We start from the raw sequence: 16,332 nt of genomic DNA, 5'->3' as shown, positions 1-16,332 counted from the left end.
GCCTCTTGGATCAGCGCGGCTGGGCCGGCTGTCGGGCTACTCGCCAACGGCCCAACCGAGCAGGCCCGCTTCGGTTGAACCGCCACACCGTTACCGCCGCACCGGCCCCCAGCAGCAGTGCCGCTTCGGCGAAGGCAAGTGTGGAGTGGGTCTCGGCGACCGGCCACGCCCACCAGTACACCAGGCCACCGTGGCCGGCGCCGAAGAGCGCGCTGACGATCACCGCGCCGACTGGGGCCAGCGCCGCGAGTCGGGTGCCGATGATCGGGGCGACCAGTTGGGCTAGCCCGAGGAAACCGATGAGGTTACGCAGGTATCCGGGGCCGAGCTGCCATGAGCCGGTCGCCGAGGTGACGCCGACCAGAATCGCGGTCACCAGCACGATCGTCGCGGCGGCACCCAGGTCCCGAGCGGCCACCAGGCGGACCGCGGTGGCGTCCAGGTCACCGCCGCTGCGGTCGATGCCGTGCCAGAGGATGACGATCGGGACGAGCGGTAGCAACAGCGCGAACACGATCGGCACGAGCAACGCCCCGGCCAGACTGGGCAGCGGCAGCACCTCACCTCCGATCACGATCGCGGCGGCGAGGCTCCCGGCGAACGCGACCGTCACCGCGGTCAAGGCGCGGGTGCGCCACCACCAGATCACCGCGGCTGCTCCGATGCGAAGTAAGCTGGGTCAAGTCGCAGCGGGGTGGTGCAGTCGCCCATCGGCACCAGGTTGGCGCGGTACCAGGCGAGCTGCTGCTCGTTGTCGAGTTCTTGACGTACCCGGACCACCAGGTCGATCAGCTCCGGCGGGGCGGTCGAGTCCAATGCCGGCACGCCGGCTGCCAACGCCACCCACACCGTTAACGCGGCACGGTTGTGGGCACCGGGCCACGGCTCGTGGGCTGCGCAGGCCGGCGGTGTGTCCGGCACCATCCTGGTCGCCAGGCTCATCACCACGATCTGCGGGTCCGGCCTGGCCGGTAGGCCGATGACGACCGCCTCGGCCGCGTTGCTCTGCTTGGTGTCGGCAGCGCCAACGTCGCTGGTCACCGTCGCCGGCAGCGTGGGAGCGACCTCGCCGAGCCCGACCACCCCCATCACCAGCGTCGGGGCCACCGCGACGGCAGCGACCACCCACACCGGTCGGGCGATGTCCGGCTCGTTGACGCCGCCGCCGCGGTGCCGCACCCCTTCCCAGGCGGCGCAGACCGCGCAGATCGGCACGAGGATGAACAACATCAGGCTGGCCTTGGCCACCGCAGCCATCCAGTACCCGGACGTGACCGTATCGGCCACTGCCGTCCCCTGGAGAAGCACCAGGGCGAGCATCGGCCCGGTCACGTAGGTCTCGGCACGAGCGCGCCAGGGGTAGATCGTCCGCCAGCTGCCAGCGCTCCGCTCGTTCATACCTTCGCACCGATCAACTGCGCGTAGGCGTCCTCGGCCCGTCGAGACAGCTCGACGTTCGGCTGAGCCAGCGCCATAAACTCCGGCACCCCACCGTGGAACCGCACCACGCCGTGATCCAACACCACCACCTGCTGGTAGATATCACTGATGTCTTCGGTCTGATGCGCTGACACCAGCAGGTCGACATCGCCGGCAATCCCGTCTAGCACCTCCCGCAGCACCCGCCGCTGCTGCGGGTCCAACCCGGCCGAGGGTTCGTCCATCACGACCAGCTTCGCGTCGTGGACCAGGGTCTGCGCAATCCCGACCCGGCGGAGTTGGCCACCGGAAAGCGCCCTACTGGGTCGTTCCGCCAGCTCCCGCAGGCCAACCCGACCCAACGCCTGCGCCGCGTTGGCCCAGGCATCCCGGCGATTGAGCCCCTTCAGCCAGCCCGCATAGGCGACCTGCTCCCGCACCTTCAAGCCCGGCATCGCCGCGACGCGCTGCGGTAGCCAACCGACCGAGCGACGGTATCGGGACCGGGTACGCCGGGCGTGACTGACCAACCGGCCAATCCGTATGGTGCCAGTTTCTGGCCGCAGCAGCCCCACGATCAGCGACAGCAGCGTGGACTTGCCGGCGCCGTCAGGGCCGAGTAGCACCGTCGCACCGGGCTGAAACTCGACGGTCAGGTCACGAATCACCGGAATGCCGGCACGGTACTGAAAAGTACAATCTCTGATCTGCACGGGCACCAGATGAACCTTGTCAGACCCATGCACCATCGAGGGCCAGTGCCAGCCGTCTGATCCACTGCTCGGCGGTGCCCGTGATTGCGGGGTACTCGTCGGTGAAGTTGGTCCAGTCGACCTGCCACGACAGCACAGTCTCGGCGGTGAAGGTATCGGCTTCGGCACCGAGTTCCGCGCGCATGAGCCGGCGGACCAGAGCACGGTCGACAGTGGTGTGTTCGGCGAGCAGGGCCGCATCGTAGAGATCTTTGCCCTGCGGGTACGTGTCGGTGGCCAGCCAGAGCAGCTTCCACGCCAGCGCCAGCTCGGCGGGTGCGGCCAACAACGGTGCGTCAACCTCGGGCAGTATCAGCGCCTCTGGTGCGAGGGGTAGCTCTTCACCAAAGACCACATCGAGCTGCACGTGGCCGTCGGGTGCCTCGGGTGCGCTGAACGGGATGACGAGCCGGCGTCCGTCGGCGCGTTCATACGTCCAGATGGCCGACTCGGTGATCAGGTCGGGGTGCAGGCCGGCGCCGGGTGCGGTCCGGGTAGCGGTCTTGAGGTCATCGAGCAGTGCCCGGGCCTCGGCGCTGTCGCTGGTGATGGTGTGCGGAGTAACGACGAAGTCGAGGTCGCCCGGCTCCCGGGCGGCGGCACCGACCCAGGTCGCCATGGTGACGCTGCCGCGGAGGACCAGATGCTGACGCCAGGTCGTCGCGGCGATGGCGGACAGGAGGTGCTTCATGGCCGTGCGTCGGGCGTTGCTCCACCGCTGGCCGGTGGCGGTCACGAGGAATTCGGGCTCGCCCGCGCGGTAGGCGTTCGCGTACTGCTTGAGGGCGGGGTCGAAGGCGGCACTCTGCCGCACCGTCAGGCTCGCGGGTAGCGGCTGGTAGGTCGGCGGGTAGTGCGGGGAGCCACCTGGCGCGGATCTCATCCCCTGCTCGCGCTCAAGCGCCCAGTCGTTCGTGCCCGACGTGGGCGGGTCCAGCCAGCCGCGGTCGTGGCGAAGGTCACTGTCGAAGACGACGTACTCCTGCTCCACCGTCCTGGGCTCGTGGCCCGCGGTCCGAAGGGTCTCGACGAGCTCGTCCAGTTGCCGCTTGGCCGAGGCGAGTCCGACGCCGTGGCAGCGCTGGGTGACGAACCGTTCCTGCGTACCGTCCCCGAACGTCCGGCGGGCGTTGCGTGACAGCCGCGCCCCGTGCGGCGCGACCACATCGGTGAGCGTCAGCAGATCCGCCACCCCCGCACCGGTCAGCAGCAGCTTCACGTGATGCTCGAAGTACCGGCCACTCGGCTCGGATTCGGCCTGCTCGTCTGACTGCGGCACGCCGACGCACCACGGCGCCGCCTCGATCTTCGAACGGCAGGGGTGGATGCCGGCCGTGCGCAGTTCGTGTTGCCTACGCTGCACCGTGGCGTGCTGCTCAGCCAAGGCGCCGTGCCCGGTGAAGGTAAGCATCGGTTGAGAGACGTACTCACCACGATCAAGCACAATGTGGATAAATTTGACCCCGTGCTCAGCGGCGAACGCCGCCATCCGCTCGGCGTGCTGAGCATGAGCCGTGATGTGAATCTCGAATTCCCCCGCCACCTCAAGCACCGACCGAGTGTACGGCGCAGCGTTCAAGCTGGGAGACCGCTGGGCGTGCGGCACCGCGCCGACGACGAAATGGAACATTTGTTCGATTCATGTTCTTTGTCGCACTCATTCCCTACGCTGAGCGCTACCAACCAGGGGAGGAAGCATGACTACCGCCATCATCACCTAAATGGTGCGATCCGCGAAAGCGTCTGCTGCACTCGTGGACGAACTACGAGCGATCATCGACAACCAGGACGTACACCAGGCACAATCCGCGATCGCGGAGTTCGTCGCCCGGCACCGCCTTACCCGCAGCGACATTGATGCGCTCGTGGTGGCGCTGGCCCAGCCCCACGCCGGCAGCGACCACACCCGTCCCCCAGCCGCCACCTCGGCACCCGAAGCTCAGGCCACCACTACCGCCACCACCTCCACCAGCGCCACCGAGACCGCGACCGGGACCGAGCCGGTGCAGCGCGGGTCTGAGCCCAAACTGGATGACGACCCACCAGACAGTGACGTCGGGTGGATGTTCGACGACGATTCGGTGCCTCCCGTTTTCCTTCCCGCAGACGATGCCGTCGGCCAGGCCTTCGAGGACCTTCTCGGCGACTGGACCCGGACGGGGGGAAGGCTCACCCGAGCGGACGTCGCCCTGCTGGCAACCCGGCGAAGCCTCACCGCGGCACAGACCGGTGAGTTGCTCGGCCTCCTGGCCGACGCCGGCGTTGACCTCCAAGCCCCGGCCGGCACGGAACCGGTCAGATCCGCCGCACAGGGCTACGAACCAACCGACGACACGGTTCGCCAGTATCTCCGGGAGATCGGCCGATACCCACTGCTCAACGCCGCTCGCGAGGTGGAGCTCTGGTCGTTGATGAAGCAGGGGACAGCGGCGCGGACCGCACTCGATGCCAGCGGACCGGACCTGTCCGCGGCAGACCGCCGGTCGCTGCGACACCGTGCGATCGAGGGGCAGCGCGCCCACACGGCGTTGGTGTGCGCGAACCTGCGCCTCGTGGTGTCGATCGCCAAGGCCCGGCAATACCGCCAGACCGGCGTAGCGTTCGCCGACCGCATCCAGGACGGCAACACGGGTCTCATCCACGCCGCCCATCTGTTCGACGGTTCCAAGGGCTACAAGTTCTCCACCTACGCGACGTGGTGGATCAAGCAGAGCATCGAACGGGGCATCGGCAACCACGGCCGGACGATCCGCGTACCCATGCATGTCCGGGAACGGATCCAGCGGATCCGGCGGGCAACCCGGAAGCTCGCCGACCGGCTGGGCCGAGAGCCGACGCTCGACGAACTTGCCGACGCCACCGGCATGCAGCCGGGCAGGGTGCAGGCGATGCTGGAGCTTGGCCAACCGGTACTCAGCATCGACCTGCTACTCAGTGTGGATGGTGACCTTCGCCTCTCCGACGTCCTCGTCCACGACGAGGAGCGGGATGGGCGCACCGACCCGGCAGCGATCGTCGAACAGGCGACGCTGCGCGACGAGCTCGATCGCCTCCTCCGCACCGTGCTCCCCAACCGAGCCGCCAACGTGATCCGCCGCCGGTTCGGCCTCGGCACCGGGGCGGAGGAGACCCTGGACGACATCGCCGCAGACCACGGCGTCAGCCGCGAACGGATCCGCCAGATCCAGGGATTGGCCATGAGCAGGCTGCAGCGGTCGACGGAGAGGATGGCGCTGCGGCCGTACCTGGGCAGCGAACCGGGGCACGGCCCGTCGACGGAGAGAAAGCCGCGATGAGCGGCAAGGTGGCGCAGTCGCTGGAGGAGGCGTGCGATGCCTTCGTCACCTGGCTCGATCGACGGGTCGTCGCGGCGGGCCGGGGCGACGGACTGGATCGACTGGACGTGGCGCCGTCGGAAACCTTTTGGCTGGGACGACTCGGGTGCGAGGACGAGGTGCGGAAGGGCACCAACGACGACCGAGCTGAGCGGCTGGACCCGTGCGCGATCGGCATCCGGTTCCGCCCGGCCGAGGCGCCGCCGTGGTCGATGACGGTGACGGTGCGGGCCCGCGCCTGGGTCAAGGACCCCAAGGATGGTCCGGACCCGGACCGACGCTGGTGGCGTACCGGTCCCGTCGCAGAGAAGATCTCCGTCGTGACCGGCGCCGAAGGTGGAACCTTCGGTGCCGAGCAGTTGCGGGACGCCTTCGCCGCGGTGGGTGCGCCGGGGCGGAGGGCTGAGGTCCGGATCGATGTGGAGGATTGGCATCAGGACCCCGAACTGGTCGTACAGCTGGTCAACACCAGCCCGGAGAAGTCGCGCGATCGGACCGACTCGCACCTGTACGAAACGCAGCTTGAGGTCGCCGGTCTCCGCACCACCCCGTTCCAGTTGGAGGCCCTGCCGGACAGCTTCCGCCACGACCGCGACGTGCCGGCGTACGGCCTCAACGTGGGTGTCGAGGTGCCCGCACCCGGGGTGTTCCGCAGTTCGGACACCACCACGGTGCAGACCGTGCGCCCCGACTACTGGAACAGCAGCCGGCCGGAGCCGACGCTGTCGTTCGAGCGGCTCGCCGCCGACCCGGTTCCGGAGCTCACCGCGCTGGTTGACGCGCTCGAAGCGTACGACCAGGCCCACTGGTCTGGTTCGGCGCTGGCTACCCGGGAGGCGGTTGAGGGCTGGACGCCGGGAATGCGCGCCGCGGCGGACGAGGCGGCCGTCGAGGTGTTCGCCGAACTCGACCGGCTTCGGACAGGGCTGCAGCTACTGGCGACCAATCGACATATTCGCCAGTCGTTCCAGCTGATGAACCAGGCGATCGGGTGGAGCGCACAGGGGCGCGGTTACGACGCCTGGCGGCCGTTCCAGGTTGGCTTCCTGCTATCCGCGATCCGCTTCCTCGCCGAACCCGCCGAGGACACGAAGTTCGTCGACACTGTCTGGTTCGCCACCGGCGGCGGCAAGACCGAGACCTATTTGGGGCTGTTGTTGACCACGGCCTTCTTTGATCGGCTCACCGGCAAGCGCACCGGCGTGACGGCCTGGTCCCGGTTTCCGCTCCGGCTGCTGAGTTTGCAACAGACGCAACGTTTCGCCGACGTGCTCGCCGGCGCCGAGCTGGTACGCCGGGATGCGGTGGCGCGTCGGGTAGCCGATGTCAAAGGTGCTCCGTTCAGCCTCGGGTTCCTGGTCGGTCAGGCCGGTACGCCCAACAAGATCGTGCCCAGGCCGGCGGGCGACGAGATCGGTCCGGACAGCCCGGGTATTCCAGACAAGTACCGGGTACTTCTGCACTGCCCGTTCTGCCGGGACGAAAGCCTGCGGATGAAGTTCGACCGGCAACGCTGGAAGCTGGAACATCACTGCACCAACCCGCGCTGCCCCTGGCGGCGCGGGGCGCTGCCGGTGTACGTCGTTGACCAGGAGATATTCCGCTTCCTCCCGACCGTGGTGGTGGGAACGTTGGACAAGACCGCCTCGATCGGCCTGCAGCAGGCGATGCGCGGTCTCGTCGGGCCGCCGCTGAAAATCTGCTCGGTTGACTGGCACGGCTTCACCTATGCGACCAGGGCGAAGGCACCCAACGGCTGTCTGGTGCCCAGCTGCCAGGGGGCGCTCCAGTCGCTGCCGATGCCGGCGGACCGGTTCGCACCGTCGCTGCGACTGCAGGACGAGTTGCACCTACTCCGCGACAGTCTCGGTGCCGTCGACTCACACTATGAGAGTCTGCTCGACTATCTACAGCAGGAGCTGTCCGGTAACCGTGCCAAGATCGTGGCCGGCAGCGCGACACTCATCGGGTACGACCGGCAGGTCAAGGTTCTCTACCGGCGTGAAGGCCGGGTCTTCCCGCAGCCGGGTCCCCGCTCCGGTGAGTCATTCTGGACGGTGCGCAAGTCGGACAAGCTGCGGCGTTTCGTGGCGGTCGCACCGCGTGGGGTGACGGTGGAGCACGTCAGCGACCGGACTCTGGACGCCTTGCAGCGCAGCGTACGCCGGTTGGCGGACGCGCCGTCGGCCGTCTGCACGGAGGCCGGGATCGATCCGAGGCATGTCGACGCACTGCTCAGCCTCTACGGTACGAACGTGGTGTACGGCTCCACTCTGCACGACGTCGAGGCAGCCGGCCGGAGCCTCGGCAGCAATAGCACCGTCGATGGCATCAACGTCGAGCAGCTCACCGGGCAGACCGACTTCGACGAGGTGCGGGACATCCTGGAACGGTTGGAGAAGCCAGAGGAAGAGTTCTCGGACCGCATTCACGTGCTCGCGGCCAGCTCGATGCTGTCGCACGGGGTGGACATCGACCGGCTCAACACGATGGTCATGTTGGGACTGCCGTTGACGACGGCCGAGTTCATCCAGACCACCGCCCGGGTCGGTCGTCGGCATCCGGGCCTGGTGTACGTCCTACACAAGATCGGCCGGGAACGCGACGCCCAGACGTTCCGGCACTTCGACAAGTACGTTCGCCAGGGCGATCGGTTCGTCGACGCTATCCCGATCACCCGCCGCAGTCGGCGCGTCCTCGCCCTCACGCTTCCCGGGCTGGTTTCGGCGCGCACCCTGATGGTGCACGAGCCGGCCAGCAGGCAACAATTGAGCAACCCGGCGAAGCTGCACCAGTACCTCCGGGACGTGGACCTGACGCCCGACGTCGAGGCGGCGGCCGTGGCGGAGCTCCTCGGTCTCGACGGGCCGGAGGATTCCCTACACCGACAGCAGATCGTCGAGTGGGTCCGGGAGTGGTTCGCCGGCCTTGCGGACCCCACCACCACGGCGCGGTTCATCAGCGAGATCGGCCAACCCTCCCCGATGCGGAGCCTTCGCGATGTCGAGGCCCAAGCTCCGATTCACGACTGAAGGCGGGCGACATGGCGAAGCTGGGTTCCCGTAGCGGCAGCCAGATCCTGCGCACCTTCCTGCCGGCACAGACGGTTGACCTGCGCGGCGACATCTACCGGGTCAACGAGTGGACGGCCCCGAAACCGATCGAGATCAACTCCGACGTCGTACGGTGGAGTCTGTTGACCGAGATCGGCGCGTGGACCGCCAACGACACAGATGGCGGCATGGCCGGGGAACTGCTGCGCAAGGTACCGGTGGAGGTCGTCGAGCTGGATGAACGCCGTGGCGTGACGGTCGAGAAGTACCCGCGAACCTGGCTGTGCCGGTGCTGCAAGCGCATCGGCAGGTCCGCGGAGGCACGCTGCAGGTGCGGCAACCGGAACTGGGGTCAGCTCCATTTCGTCGGCGTTCACGAGTGCGGAGCGATCACCGAACCCTGGATCCGGCGATGCCCGCAGCACGACGACGTACGGGTGGTCGTGCCGAGGAGCGCCAAGGCGGCGGACATTCGCTTCGTGTGCCCGGTCTGTGCCACGCCGACGATGCGGGGGTTGGGTTTCCAGAAGAAGTGCGGGTGCGGTACCGGCACCGTGCGCTGGAACGTGCACAAGGCCCGCATGGTCTATGTGCCACGAGGCGTGGTGCTGATCCACCCAGCTCGGCCCGAGCATGGGGAGAACCTCAGCCTCGCCGGCGGTCCGCGTAAGACACTGATCTGGGTGGTCGAGGGTTTGCCGGTGGGCATGTCCACCGAGGCGACTGGCCAGTCGGCCAGGGCAGGTGATCACCCGGTCGACCGACTTTCCCCGACCCGACGTGCGGTGGTCGAACGGGAGGCCGTCGACATCGCGATGGCCCTGGCCGAGAGCCGGACACCGACGACCGCGTTGCGTCTGCCGGACCCCGACGACCCACTCGAGAAGCGCTATCGGGAGAAGTACCCGCCGGCCCTGCGGCGGGCCGGTATCGACGGGCTCGACCTGATCGACCGGTTCCCGATCCTCAACGCCATGTACGGCTACACGCGGGGTGCGGACGATCCGTCGAAGTGTCGGCTGATGCCGTTCCGGCGCAGGCGGGGCGGCTACCGGCTCTACGGCAACCTCGCCGAGACCGAGGCGTTCCTGATCCGGCTCGACCCGATCCGGGTGGGGACGTGGCTGGCCGGTCGCGGTCACCAGCTACCGGGATGGACGCCGAACTGCACCGACCCGGTCATGGCCCGAGTCGCCATCCTGGATTCAGCCTCGATTCCCACCAAACGCGACGATCCGCTGGTGGAGTCGATCGGAGCCGACGTGCTGAGGCTGATTCACACCTACGCCCACCGACTCATCCGACAGACCGCCGTCTTCTCCGGCATCGAACGTGACGCGCTCAGCGAGTATCTCGTACCCCATCATCTCGGCTTCTTCCTGTACCCGGCCGCCCGGAGCGACTTCGTACTCGGCGGCATCCAGGCGGTCTTCGAGTCGAACCTTGATGACCTGTTGACCGCCTTCGCTACCGCGGAGCACCGTTGTCCACTGGATCCGGGGTGTGGGATCGGCAGTGGCGCGTGTGCGGCCTGCATGCACCTGGGTGAGCCGTCGTGCCGATTCTTCAATCTGTTCCTGGACCGTGGTGTGTTGTTCGGGCGGAACGGTTACCTGCGGCGCTCAACCTGAACCACCGCCGCCAGGAACACGAAATCTGCGCCGCGGCGTGCGGGCCCGGCACGGGTGCATCGATACCTGGGCGGTCGCGTTCGGCACCGGAGAGCACCGGTCCGCTCGTCGCACCTATGCCGGGTCAGGCTGAAGCGGCTGTCCGCTACAGACGTGGAAGTGCAGGTGTTTGGAGTCCTGATAGCGGCCGAGGTTGGTCAGCACCCGGCAGGCGCCCTGCTCCCGCTCAACCCGGCCGGCGACCTGACGGACCACCTCGAGGACGCGTTGTAAGAGATCCACGCTGGCATCGCCGAGGTCAACCAGCGACGGCACATGCCGTTTCGGCACCACGACGATGTGCACCGGCCAGAAGGGTCTGGTGTGTTCGAAGGCGAGAACCTCATCGGTCTCTGCCACCACGACCACTTTCGTTCGGCCGCTGAGCGCCTCGTCGCAGTAGAAATCCTCGGTCATCGCACACACTCCCGCACGAAGTCTGGTTCGCGACTCACTTTGATCTTCGAAGGCAGTGACCTTAACACCCGGATCGACCAGGGTTGTGAGCCGTGACGAAGCCCGGCCGTGTCCCCGGTCCGTGAGCTCCCGCTCCGCAGCATCGGCCAGAGCACCTCGTCCTCGACCTCGTGGTGGTGCGCGATGAGTTGGAAGACCCGGTCACCGTAACGACACAGGGCCTTCATTACCGACCGCGTGTCATCCGCCCAGACGGCAGGGCGCAGGGTCTTCAGGTCGATGCGGATGTCCGCCCGCCCGCCTTCGGCGTGCGCGGTCTGCCCGTCCTGGGACAGGCAGCGGAACCCGTAGCCGGCATGCTTGTGCGTCGTGGCGGGGCGCTGCTTGCTGTTCGAGCATGAACGACAACCGCCAGGTGGGTTGCCGTAGGGTCGAGGCCATGTCGCTGCCTGTACCCGATGGTGTCCTGGCCGCTGTGCGAGACTTCGTGGCTCGGATCGACGCGCTGGATCCGAGCGCGCCGCTTCTGGGGGACTTGACGATATGCCTGAGCGGGCGGGAGTCGCGGCTGGCGCTGCGAGCCCCGGTCGCCCGGGCATTGGTGGAGGCGTTGCGGGGATACCACGATCCGCGGGATCGGGGTCGCTGCGACCATTGTGGTGGCCCGCAGCTCGACGACAACTTTCTGTGCCGGGACTGTGGACGACCCAACGGGCTATTCGGGCAGATGCTCGCGGAGCAGGCAGCGCGGCACGCCGCACCGGCAGCGACTTCGGCCACGCCGGTCGGCGAAGGCCGGCACGCGCAAGCCGAGGGCTGACGGTAGACGTATGGACTCCGCCCGGTCCGCTCCGGCCCTGTACCCACTGGTGTTCTCGCCAGCGTGTTCATCACCCCGGCGACAGCGGCGCTGCTGGCCGATCTGAGTGAGAACCTGACGGGCGTTCGTCCACCGACCGCGTTCGCTTGGCTGGCGTCCGCAAACGGGGTGGCCGGATCCCTGGCCTACCGCACCGGCGGAGTGCTGGTCACCAACACTGGGCTGTGGGCGACGATTGCCGTCGCCGCCACCCTTCCCGCGCTGGGAATGCAGGGCGTCGGCGGCGATGACTGCCGAGGTGAGATCAAGTAGCCGCAGCAGTGACTAGAAGCGGGTCAGCGCCGGCCACCCCAATCGGCAAATCACCGTAGCCGACCTGGACCGACTCCTCGCCGAACCGGTCACCGACCCGGTGCCGGCCACCCCGGTCACCCCGGAAGACCGGGCGTACGTCAGCTACACCTCAGGGTCAACCGGCGAGCCGAAGGGCGTGTGCGTCCCGCACCGCGCGGTCGCCCGGTTGGTGCAGCAGCCGGACTGGGCGTCGTTCACCGCGGACGACGTGTTCCTGCAACTCGCGCCGGTCGCCTTCGACGCGTCCACGCTGGAGATCTGGACCCCGCTGACCCTCGGGGGCCGGCTGGCGGTCCACCCAGCCGGCCGCACCACCCCCGACACTCTCGCCGAGGTCCTGGCGAACGAGCAGGTCAGCGTGCTCTGGCTGACGGCCGGCTTCTTCCACCACATGGTCAACACCCGTCTCGACGCCCTCGGTGGCCTGCGGCACCTGCTCGCCGGTGGGGGTGCTCCGTCCGCGCCCCACCACACCGGCGTCGGCCTGGCTGTTTCTGAAAGTCCTGGCCATAAAGTAAGCGGCGTTGTGGTTGGCATGTTGTCGTGCTGGGAGGGGTGTGGGCGCGGTGAGGACAGTCCAGGTTCGTACGTATCTGGTGCGGGTGGGTCGGTTGGATGAGTGGGTTGACGCGTGGCGGAGGTTGATTGTTCCGTTGCGGCGGGAGTTCGGTTTTGAGGTGCACGGTTCGTGGGTGGACCGAGACGCGAATGCTCATATCTGGGTGGTTTCCTACGAGGGAGGTCGATCATTCGCGGAGGCTAACGCGGACTATTGGGCGTCGCCGCAGCGGGAGCGGTTGGGGGTGAATCCGGCGGAGTTCCTGGTGGGTGAGCAGGTCCGTGAGGTGGAGCAGGTCTTGTAGCTACTCTGCTGCCGGTAGGCGGTGGGCGGCGCGTTCGTCGGGAGTGAGGGTCCGGAAGACGCGGTGACGTGCGGTATGTAGGAGCGCGTCGAGGTCGACTTCGGTGGACCAGATCCGGGTGGTGGCGTCGGTTGAACCGGTGACGACGTGGTTGCCGTCGGGTAGCCAGGCCAGGCAGGTGACGGCGTCGCGGTGGACTCCGACGACGTGGCTTTCGTAGTCGGTGTGGGTGTCCCAGATGCGCACGGTGCGGTCGTCGGAGCCGGATGCCAGGTATCGGCCGTCGGGTGAGTAGGCGACGGCGCGTACTCGCCGGTCGTGTCCGGTGAGCTCACGCGCCGAGGTGTGGTCGGTCAGGTTCCAGACGCGGATGGTCCAGTCGGCGGAGCAACTGGCCAGGTGGTGTTCGTCTGGCGCCCAGGCCACCCCGTCGACGTAGTTCTGGTGCCCGGCCAGGACGGTGCTGACGCTGGGGTGGTGCATGTCCCAGATGCGCACGGTGCGGTCGTCGGAGCCGGAGGCGAGATACCGGCCACTGGGCGACCAGGCGAGCGCGCCGATCCAGTCGACGTGTCCGGACAGGATGCCAACCAGGGTACGGGTGCGCACGTCGAAAACGCGGATGGTGTTGTCCTTGGCGCCGGCGGCGAGGCGGCTACCGTCCGGGGAGAAGGTCAGGGATTCACACTCCACCGTGTCGGCGGGTAGCAGGTGGGTGCCGCCGGTGTCGAGGAGGTGCGTCGACCCGTCCTGCGTGGCGGCGGCGAGCGTGGAGTCGGTCGGCGTGCCGGCGAGGGCGACCACCGCCGCCGGCAGCGGGTGGGAGGTGGGGTGTGGGCGGTGGTCGGGGTGCCAGCGGCGCACGCTGGCGTCGGCGGATCCGGTCACGATGCGACCGTTGGGGGCGGTCAGGGCGGTGACCGCCGCGTGGTGCCCGGTGAGTTGGACCTGTTCGGCGCCGCGGGGGTACAGGGCCCAGAACCTTGCGGTGTGATCGGCGGAGCCGCTGAGTACCCGGGTGCCGTCCGGGCTGACCGCGACGCTCCAGGCGGTGTGTTCGTGTCCGCGTAGCTCGGCGATTTCTCGTAGCCGGGTCACGTCCCATACTCGGATGGTGCCGTCGCCGGCGGCGAGGGTGAGCCGGTCACCATCGGGGGCCCAGGTGAGCGACCAGATCGCGTCGCGGTGTCCACCGATGCATCGGTGTTGGTTGCCGCTGTGGGCGTCCCAGATGCGCACGGTGCGGTCAGCCGATCCGGTGGCGATCCAGTGGCCGTCGGGTGAGAAGGCGACGGCTTCGACGAGGTCGAGGTGGCCGCGCAGCGTGACGGCAGGTTGGCCGGTGGTCGCGTCCCAGACGATGACCGTGCGGTCGTGGGAGGCGGTGGCCAGGCGGGACGAGTCCGGTGCCCAGTCAACGCCCCACACATCGCCCGCGTGGCCGGTCAGGGTGGTCTGTTTCGTCCAGGTGGCGGTGTCCCACAGGTGGGTGAGTTGGTCGCGGCTGGTCCCGGCCAGGGCCGTGCCGTCTGGGGACCAGGCCACGCTGCGGGCGTGGTCGCCGCAGGTCAGTACCGTGATCGGGGTGGCGGTGGCCGTGTCCCAGACTCGGATGGTGGTGTCCCGCGACGCGGTAGCAACCATTGTGGAGTCCGGGGAGAAGGCGATGGCCTCGACCATGCCGGTGTGGCCATGCAGCACGTGGGTCACCATCGCGGTGTCGGCATCCCACACCCTGGCGGTGCCGTCGCGGGAGGCAGTCGCGATGCTGCGCCCGTCGGGCGCCCAGGCCACCCCTCGTACGACGTCTGTGTGCCCGGCCAACACGGCCTCGATGTGGCTGGACGCCAGCGCGGACATCAACGCCCGCCCGGCGACGGGGGTCGTGGGGCACTCCGTCAATGCCGCGGTGGTCAGGAGCACGGCCAGTTCCGGGAACCGGTCAACGTTGGTCAACGCGTAGTGGCCGACGGACTCCGACACCCTCCGCAGGAACGCCGTGTCCCGCCGCCGAGACGCCTCGACCAGCCCACGAGCCGCTGGTGTGTCCTGCCCAGCCGAACGCATCGCCTCCAGCCACTGTCCCGCCAGCGCCAACCGATCCCCGGTGAGCAGATAGTCGGGGCTACGCCCGGAGCGTTGCCAGTCGCCCGCCCAGCGTTCCAGTTCAGCGCGCCGTTTCAGATGCACGGCCCTGGTCTCGACCTGCTGGCGCAGTGGCGCCCACTGACGGAACAACGCCTCATGGGCCACCTGCACCACCGGCTGGCCGTCGTTGACGTCGGAGGTCAGCAGCCGGGCATCGGTAAAGACCTGCACGATCTGACGCTGCTGCGCCGACAGCTCAGCCACCGGGACCCGACGCCGGGTGGGCTCCACCCCCTCCATCGACACCAGCCGCAGCAGCGTCGACAGGATCACCTCCGGGTCGTACTGCGTGCGCAGCTCGGCGAGGACCGTGTCCGCCTGCCGGGCCAGCGCCCCAGCAACCCCACCCGATGCCTGATACATCTGCCGGGTCACCACACGGCCCGTACCAACGGTCAGGTACATCTCCTGCAACAGGTACGCCAGCAGCGGCAGCGCATCCGACGTCCCGGTCTCCTCCACGATCTCGGCGACCAACCCCGCCTCGAAACTCACCCCGGCCAGCCGGGCAGGCTGCTCGATCACCTCCACCAGATCAGCGGGACGCATCGCCCCAACCGCCACCGGCCCGCCGAACAACTCCGCGTGCTCACTCGCAAGTAGGTCCGCCAGAAACTCGACCCGCAGCGTGGCTAACACCCACAACCGACGGTCCGCCGCGAGTGCGGCAGCGATCTGGTCGACGAACAGCTTCCGCTCAACCGGGCCGGACAACGTGACCAGTTCCTCAAGCTGATCAACGATCAGCAGCACCCGGCCGAACCGGTTTCCCGTCTTCGCTCGCCACGCCGCGACACTCTGCGCCACACCATCCTGATCAGCCCACATCGCACGCAGCACCGCATGCCGCTGCCCACCGGCCAGCGTCGCCGCCGCCGCCAACCGCCCCAACGGCTCCCCCGCCGGAACGACTGACGGCAACACATGCCACCGATGCCCCCGCAGACGCGGTACCACACCCGCGTGCACCAGCGACGACTTGCCGCTACCCGAAGCACCTGTCACACACACGAAACGGGCCGCCGGCTGCCCAGTAAGCACATGTAGACGCCGAACCAGATCCCTGGTCAGCTGCTCCCGACCGAAAAACACCGCCGCGTCCTGCTCGGTGAACGCCCCCAAACCCGGGAACGGACACCGATCACCGCTCCACACCGGCCGAGAACCACGAGGACTCTCCCACCACAACACCATCGCGTTACCAGCGATCACCACCACCAACAACACGATCAACGCCGGCCCGGAAAAGGTCTGCACCGCGGCGGCGAAACTGGAACTCTCAGCCGCGCTCGCCGCGAAGTTCGCCACCACCTCCAACAGAATCGCCGCCACCAGCAGACACAGCTGCAACGTCAGCGACGAACGCCGGCCATGCCGCATCCCGCCTCCCCACACCACCACCCCGCCGCATCAACAGTAGTTGAGCAACAGCCGACGGTGACAGCTCGAGATCACCGCACCGCCACACACCACCCCGCGCATGCACCCACAGACGCCGCGG

The 16,332-nt window shown here is 68.2% G+C and carries 12 protein-coding genes and 1 pseudogene; 7 read left to right on the top strand and 6 right to left on the bottom strand.

What is annotated here, in order from left to right:
- Positions 1-10 precede the first annotated feature (10 nt).
- The 4 genes from B118_RS0117725 to B118_RS0117710 form a co-directional block, all read right to left on the bottom strand.
- Positions 11-649 carry a hypothetical protein gene (locus B118_RS0117725; protein ID WP_027646445.1) on the bottom strand — a complete coding sequence of 213 codons (639 nt, stop codon included), beginning with the start codon at positions 647-649 and terminating at the stop codon, positions 11-13.
- A complete protein-coding gene (locus tag B118_RS0117720; protein WP_027647966.1) occupies positions 646-1,398 on the bottom strand; it encodes a DUF7224 domain-containing protein in 753 nt (250 codons plus the stop codon). The genes B118_RS0117725 and B118_RS0117720 overlap by 4 nt, the downstream gene beginning before the upstream one ends.
- Positions 1,395-2,087 carry an ATP-binding cassette domain-containing protein gene (locus tag B118_RS0117715; protein WP_018811971.1) on the bottom strand — a complete coding sequence of 231 codons (693 nt, stop codon included), beginning with the start codon at positions 2,085-2,087 and terminating at the stop codon, positions 1,395-1,397. The genes B118_RS0117720 and B118_RS0117715 overlap by 4 nt, the downstream gene beginning before the upstream one ends.
- Before the next feature lie 64 nt (positions 2,088-2,151).
- Positions 2,152-3,723 carry a nucleotidyl transferase AbiEii/AbiGii toxin family protein gene (locus tag B118_RS0117710; RefSeq protein WP_028193117.1) on the bottom strand — a complete coding sequence of 524 codons (1,572 nt, stop codon included), beginning with the start codon at positions 3,721-3,723 and terminating at the stop codon, positions 2,152-2,154.
- A 202-nt stretch (positions 3,724-3,925) separates the two neighbouring features.
- On the opposite strand from B118_RS0117710, the gene B118_RS0117705 reads away from it, so the two are divergent.
- From B118_RS0117705 to B118_RS0117695, 3 genes are read left to right on the top strand one after another with little or no spacing between them, the layout of a single operon-like run.
- Positions 3,926-5,467 (top strand): sigma-70 family RNA polymerase sigma factor, encoded by a 1,542-nt coding sequence (locus tag B118_RS0117705; protein WP_028193116.1) that lies wholly within the window; start codon positions 3,926-3,928, stop codon positions 5,465-5,467.
- A complete protein-coding gene (locus B118_RS0117700) occupies positions 5,464-8,538 on the top strand; it encodes a helicase-related protein (protein ID WP_028193115.1) in 3,075 nt (1,024 codons plus the stop codon). The genes B118_RS0117705 and B118_RS0117700 overlap by 4 nt, the downstream gene beginning before the upstream one ends.
- Before the next feature lie 11 nt (positions 8,539-8,549).
- A complete protein-coding gene (locus B118_RS0117695; protein ID WP_028193114.1) occupies positions 8,550-10,190 on the top strand; it encodes a hypothetical protein in 1,641 nt (546 codons plus the stop codon).
- Between the two features lie 114 nt (positions 10,191-10,304).
- Here the strand turns inward: B118_RS0117695 and B118_RS0117690 are convergent, their stop codons facing one another.
- On the bottom strand, positions 10,305-10,646 hold the full coding sequence (locus tag B118_RS0117690) for an HIT family protein (RefSeq protein ID WP_018220049.1): 342 nt from the start codon (positions 10,644-10,646) through the stop codon (positions 10,305-10,307).
- Between the two features lie 439 nt (positions 10,647-11,085).
- Between B118_RS0117690 and B118_RS0117680 the strand changes: the two genes are divergently transcribed.
- The 4 genes and pseudogenes from B118_RS0117680 (at position 11,086) to B118_RS0117665 (ending at position 12,683) form a co-directional block, all read left to right on the top strand.
- Positions 11,086-11,466, top strand: a complete 381-nt coding sequence (locus B118_RS0117680) for a hypothetical protein (RefSeq protein WP_028193113.1) — start codon at positions 11,086-11,088, stop codon at positions 11,464-11,466.
- Between the two features lie 63 nt (positions 11,467-11,529).
- The gene (locus tag B118_RS0117675; protein ID WP_028193112.1) at positions 11,530-11,778 is read left to right on the top strand and encodes a hypothetical protein; all 249 of its coding nucleotides are present in this window, start codon (positions 11,530-11,532) and stop codon (positions 11,776-11,778) included.
- Positions 11,779-11,833: 55 nt separating this feature from the next.
- A pseudogene (locus B118_RS0117670) lies at positions 11,834-12,439 on the top strand (AMP-binding protein); the annotation flags it as partial.
- Positions 12,417-12,683: a hypothetical protein gene (locus tag B118_RS0117665; protein ID WP_018220064.1), complete on the top strand. Its 267-nt coding sequence runs from the start codon at positions 12,417-12,419 to the stop codon at positions 12,681-12,683. The pseudogene B118_RS0117670 and the gene B118_RS0117665, both read left to right, overlap by 23 nt.
- Here the strand turns inward: B118_RS0117665 and B118_RS0117660 are convergent, their stop codons facing one another.
- The gene (locus B118_RS0117660) at positions 12,684-16,211 is read right to left on the bottom strand and encodes an nSTAND1 domain-containing NTPase (protein ID WP_028193111.1); all 3,528 of its coding nucleotides are present in this window, start codon (positions 16,209-16,211) and stop codon (positions 12,684-12,686) included.
- Between the last annotated feature and the right edge of the window lie 121 nt (positions 16,212-16,332).

Source organism: Salinispora pacifica CNR114 (assembly GCF_000514775.1).
Lineage (GTDB): Bacteria > Actinomycetota > Actinomycetes > Mycobacteriales > Micromonosporaceae > Micromonospora > Micromonospora pacifica.
Note: the sequence above shows the minus strand (reverse complement) of the source record. Positions and strands in the feature narration are given on the sequence as shown.